The organism is Pedobacter sp. 01N416 (genome assembly GCF_056399685.1).
Window position 1 is genome coordinate 1 of the sequence record NZ_JBFTRT010000336.1, and the last position, 5,490, is coordinate 5,490.

Genomic DNA, 5,490 nt, shown 5'->3' on the forward strand with positions numbered 1-5,490 from the left:
AAATTCTCAGCTTTCTACATGGTTGCCACTAATAAAACAGAAGAAGAAAGAAAAAAAAGTATTGCGTCTGCCAACAGGAAGTATGGGCATGATGAGAAGAAGGATAACCTCGCGCTTACATATCTTGATGATGCAGAATTCAAAACCAATGATTTTAAGGCGGGGAAATTTTATAGTCCTGATATTGAACATTGCATTCAGAAGTGCGATTATCATATTTTCATAGAAGGAGAAACCAAAGAGGTTGACAAAAAATATGTACCCTATACCGACCAGATCATCAAGCTCGTTGCGCTAATAAAAAAGCCTGGACTGATTACTCCGTCGACGAATGAACATTTCATGCAGGTGGCCTACAACGCAAAGTCAAACTCCGGGTGCATTTCAAGACAGGTCGGTGCGGTAGTTACCGATGAGCAATATTCGATAAAAGCCATTGGATGGAACGATGTGCCGGAGCATCAGGTACCATGTGGGCTTCGGGACTTGGGGCATTTAGTCCGTGGTGAAAATTCATTTATGTTTTCTGATTATGAGAGATCGGGGAATAATTATGATGATAAAATAACCTTCAAGGAAAAAGCGACTAAGGAGTTTACTAATGCAGAGATTGAAAACCTAGATGGACGAATTTGCAACTTCTGCTTTAGGGATTTTCATAATGCCTTTGAAGGCGAAAAAAATCAGGTGCACACCCGGTCACTGCATGCGGAGGAAAATGCAATGATGCAGATAACCAAATTTGGAGGTGTTGGTATTAAGGGTGGCAAACTATTTACCACTGCAAGCCCATGTGAGTTGTGTTCCAAAAAAGCATTTCAACTGGGTATAAAAGAAATATTTTATATTGACCCTTATCCTGGTATTGCCACTACACACACTTTAAAAAGTGGCACCAAAAAAGAGATGAATCCAGAACTCATCATGTTTCAGGGCGCTGTTGGGCGGGGCTATAATAAGCTGTATGAACCGTTTATTTCGCAGAAAGACGAAATTGCCCTGTTGACGGGATTAAAACCCAAAGCAAATCTTCAAGATAAGTTGAAGACCCTGACAAAAGATCCGGATTTACAGGCAAAACTCGCGAAAAATTTTGAGGGTAAATCTGCCAAGGATCAACAGCTACTTTTAGACACATATCTTAATGGCCTGGTAGAAAAGCAATAGCTGGGTTAAAGCTTGTAATCCTAAAACATCTCATATCAATTGTGTGATAAACATTTAGATTCGCCCTATCTACCTCACAGCTACGAAATAACTCAAGACCATTTTCACCTACCAGTACAGCGATACCCCAATTGGTAACACGATAGGGCACAAAAACAACACCTTTATGGCATTAAAGAGATAAATAAACAAGAAAAAAATAGCTGCGATGAACGAAATCGCCAAGGATGCGTAGTCGCATCGCGATCAGCAAAGTCAAATGCCTTAGTTAGGTTTTATCGTTAAAAACTTCCGATGGCCTTTTTTAGCTGGGCAAACAGCTATTAAACCTTAATAATTGTTCGAAGTCTTGCCCCTCTTCTTCAATCCACTGGTTTTCGCTGATAAGCCCGCTAATTAGTTCCTGTTGGCTTATAGTGTATAGCTGCTGGTTTAGCCCTGAGAAAATTTTATCCTTTTTCCATTGGCTATAGTGATATGGGGAATCTACAGGTAGGCGTTTGGAGGGATCTGCAGGCTCGAGGAGCCCGATGGCCTTGCCTTTTGTACTCATAATCTGGTGAACGTTGCCGTATATCCTCAATCCATCATAATCCCAATCACAGTGATAGTATATGGGCAATTTGAGTTTGTCAACCGAGAGATTATTTAGAATTCCAGTATTGTTTCCGCCGACGTACCAAAGTTCCACCCCAAGCTCCAAAGCAATATCGGGGCACTTAAGGTTATCCAGGTTTTCGCAGAGCAGGATGCAAACAGGGTTTGGACAATCTACACTTAACCGCCAGATGTGGTTTTKGGGATCACTTTTTGGAAACCGTTCAATTTGTAGGATATTTAGCACGGCATTTTTAACGCTGGCGTTATTTTCCAAATATTTTGAGCTGTTGAAGAGCTGGCTCGAAAAGGTCCGCTCCGTGGTAAGGTTTTCGCTGAGTTCAAGGCTGTTTTTTTGGATGTAGATTAAAGTCTCCAGATCATAAATCCGGTAGGGCCTCCTACCATCCGAAGGGCTTTGGGTCTGCTCGAAAAAAGAAAGGTAGCGCTGGTAAGGTGCTAAAAAGTGCTGCTCATAAAAACTCTTGAACAGTGCTGTGCCCTCAATGATGTTTCTGTTTGCAGATTTATAACGTAGCACTCTTTTGTCTTTTCTTAGGTGGTTGATATAGGGATTGGTGAACAGCTTGGATTTGGTCTGGCCTGTCTGGTAAATTTGTTGAAGGGCTTTTAGTTGCGGCCAGTTGATAGCGATCTGAAGTAGGTTCACTGTAATTTGTTTTGGGTTAAAAATTTTGGTCTGCATCACAAAAAATGGCGTAAGGCTGGAAGTTAACATCCTCGGTAGCGTCTTTATTATTACTGAGCATATAGATATACTGTTCTCCATCAATGAATTTACCAAAGGGTTTAATGCCCATGGTGATGATCTGGTAATCAAAGTCCCTTGCAATATCGTATAGCAAGTCAAAATTACTGCCCAGGCCTTCCACCTCATCTATCGGCATAAAGCGTATTCCTGGTGGTGGGTTTTTAGTGAAAGAACTTTTATTCACCAGAGATAGTCTGGCAATGCAAAGTAAGGCGATAGCAGCATACACCTGCCCGGTACTTCCGATATTGGTTTTCCCCGAGGATTGGGACTCCATTTTGAAAATCAGATCGAAATAGGAATTGGGATTAAGCAAGTCTTCCACTTTGGGCTTAGTGCCCTTATGCCCGCCAAAAGCATGAAAGGCATTGATCATTTTTTCTTCAAGGCTCACGCTATCATTAAGAAGTTCGGCTAGTGTCTGTCCGGTGGCAAAAAGGGTATTTTCCTGGCTTAGCTTTTCTATGTAATCGTTTATCCAGCCTTTGGGATAACAGTTTTGGTAATTGGGTTTTAAATATGCGCGGTGGCCACCGGTAATTTCCCGCGCACCGTTGTCCAGAAAGTTATGAATTTGGCGGACGGTATCTTCCCTCTTACTCACCTCATCCGCTACCTCATCTAATATGTCGCGAATTTTAAGGAGTTTTCGGTTGTTTAAGCTTTTGTTTTTGTCATTGATTTTGGAAAGGTAATCCCAGATGACATCAATCGAGGTATCTTTATCAATGTTACCCTCTAAGAAAGCGTCGGGCAAAACAGCTGTACAGAGTTCAAGGTAGTTTTTGACCATGTTGAAGCGGTAGCTTTCGCTTGGGGCATGGGCGGCTACGGTTTCATCAAATTTATTTTCGTAAACGCTTTTGCTCACAGCATAATTTTTTTCTTCCTCTTTGGGTTCATCCAGATAGATATCCTGATAAAGGCTAATGTCCGGTTCTTGAGCAAGGATAAAACGGGCTTCCTTAAATGCATCTTCGCATGCCTGCTGCTGTTGCTGATACGACTCCTGTTGTTTATTGATGTCCAGCAACTTAAGTTTATGCTTATTATTGTCGATCTGCTCCAATACCCATGCATCCTTTGAAGTTGATTTTTCAAACCTGGATTTCAGGTAAACGAGTTGGCTCTCTTGCGATACGTTATCTGATTTGAATTCTGGGAAAATGTTTACAATGTCTTCCAGGATATTTTGCCGGATGCTTCCCTGTAATAGATTATCCAGCTGGCTTTGATTTCTTTTTAGGTTTTTTACTAAACGGTCGTAATCCTGAAGCGTAGCCTGCTTTTCTTTCCAGTCTGTTTCTGCGGTTTGGAATGCGTCCTGGATTTCTTCAGCATCCTCTAACATGAGCATACCCGATTCAAAGGCTGGTCGGGCAATATCCAGCGCCGGAGTCAGATCGAAATCACTTAGTGTAGACCACAGTGCATGGACGCTTAGGTAGTCTTTAAAGCTACTGGTGCTGATAATGAACCGCCGCAAAGATTTAAGGGCGGCGGTTTCGCTATCCAGGATTTTCATTTCACCCTGGAGGTCTTTGCTCATGCCCTCCAAGAGCAGTTTCAATGCGGAGATATCCTGAGCAGCAAACAGCTGTTTTTTAACATAGGGTATGAACTGATTGACCTCACCTAGGGCTATCCAGAAACCGCCGTCGGTTTTTTGTAGCTGGGGATTGACCTTTAATAGCGAAGTGGGGTCTGGAATATATTGATCAAAGGCTTTCTGGGCGTGGACTATTGGCAGTTCTTTAAAAAACATCAAAAGGCTCTCTACTTCTAATGAATGGGCCTGGTAATTTTGAATGGCCCAATAACCTACAGAACCTTCATTATTGAGCTCCGAAAAATCCAGAAGTTGTTGCTTTTGTTGATATTGGCTCTCTTTACCGCCCGTATCGACAGCAATCGCGTCAAGTATCGAGCTTAGTTCTTCTAAATGGATATAAGTTTCAAGCAGACTGCTAAGTTTGTTTTTTTCCAGGCCTTGCTGAACTGACGAAATTAAAGTATAATTATATTTGTCCTCTTGATAACGGTTGTAAATTTCAAGCAGCTGGTCAGCCTGGCAATCATAGTCTTCAAGTAGTTTTGTAAAGGGCAACAGTGCGGCATGGGAACCAGCAGTTTTAAGGTAGGTTTCTTTCGCAGTGATTTCTTCCCGGTTGAATTTTTCGGTATTTGCCCCTACACTTAGTAATTCTAGTCTGAGGATTTCTTGTATGGCCTGCAAGTTCTCGCCTGCCTCTACAAAGTCTTTGCTACTTTCTTTAAAGCTATCCAAGCCCTCCTTCTGCATTTGTCTGGTAAAAGCACATTTTTTTATAAGGTATTCATATTGATCGGTATCAAAGCGGTCTTTAAGTTCTTTAAGGGATTTAATTGCCTGGTATTTCAGCGTTGCCTTTTCTATTTCATCACGGTTTTGAGCATGTTCCTTTAGGGTAAGTTGAAGTTCTTCTACTGCTTTTTTGTATTTATCTGTGATTTCTTTCGCTTTTTCATTACCGAAAAGAAAGCGTTTTAAGCTTGAGCTGTCACCGATGTCGAGCCCTTTGCCACGGGAAAAGGATTGGATAATCATCGCGTAATCTCTTAATATCTGGTTGCTTTGGCTCAAATCGAGGGAGAGGATTTGATGTTTGTATAAGTAGGCATGAAATTTCCGGCGTTGCGCGTAGCCATGGTAAACCAAACCTTTTTCCTCTAGTGACGCTTTGAACCATTCCAAGGTTGGGATCTGGTCGTTAACGTAAATATCGGATACGCTTAATGGGCGATTAATTGTACCTATGGCAGATTCATCCCAATCACTTTGGACGATAAAAGAACGGCTTTGTCTGGAGGACGATTCCAGATAGGCCCCTAAAACCACATACTGGTTTAGGCTAAGTTCTATATTTACCAGTACATAGGCGATATCGGTACCGCGACCGCCGGCAGTCCTGAGC

The 5,490-nt window shown here is 42.0% G+C and carries 3 protein-coding genes; 1 reads left to right on the plus strand and 2 read right to left on the minus strand.

Going from position 1 to position 5,490, the window contains the following annotated elements; translation table 11 throughout:
- Window positions 1-18 precede the first annotated feature (18 nt).
- Window positions 19-1,167 carry a hypothetical protein gene (locus tag AC1DND_RS17885; protein WP_477583665.1) on the plus strand — a complete coding sequence of 383 codons (1,149 nt, stop codon included), beginning with the start codon at window positions 19-21 and terminating at the stop codon, window positions 1,165-1,167.
- A 304-nt stretch (window positions 1,168-1,471) separates the two neighbouring features.
- Here AC1DND_RS17885 and AC1DND_RS17890 read toward each other — a convergent pair whose 3' ends face one another.
- Window positions 1,472-2,434: a hypothetical protein gene (locus tag AC1DND_RS17890; protein WP_477583666.1), complete on the minus strand. Its 963-nt coding sequence runs from the start codon at window positions 2,432-2,434 to the stop codon at window positions 1,472-1,474.
- Between the two features lie 16 nt (window positions 2,435-2,450).
- On the minus strand, window positions 2,451-5,490 hold a 3,040-nt coding region (locus AC1DND_RS17895), incomplete at its 5' end, for a hypothetical protein (protein ID WP_477583668.1).

Bases quoted from the DNA above. Each gene is read 5' to 3' on its own strand.
- AC1DND_RS17885 (WP_477583665.1), top strand. From the start codon at position 19: ATGGTTGCCACTAATAAAACAGAAGAAGAAAGAAAAAAAAGTATTGCG.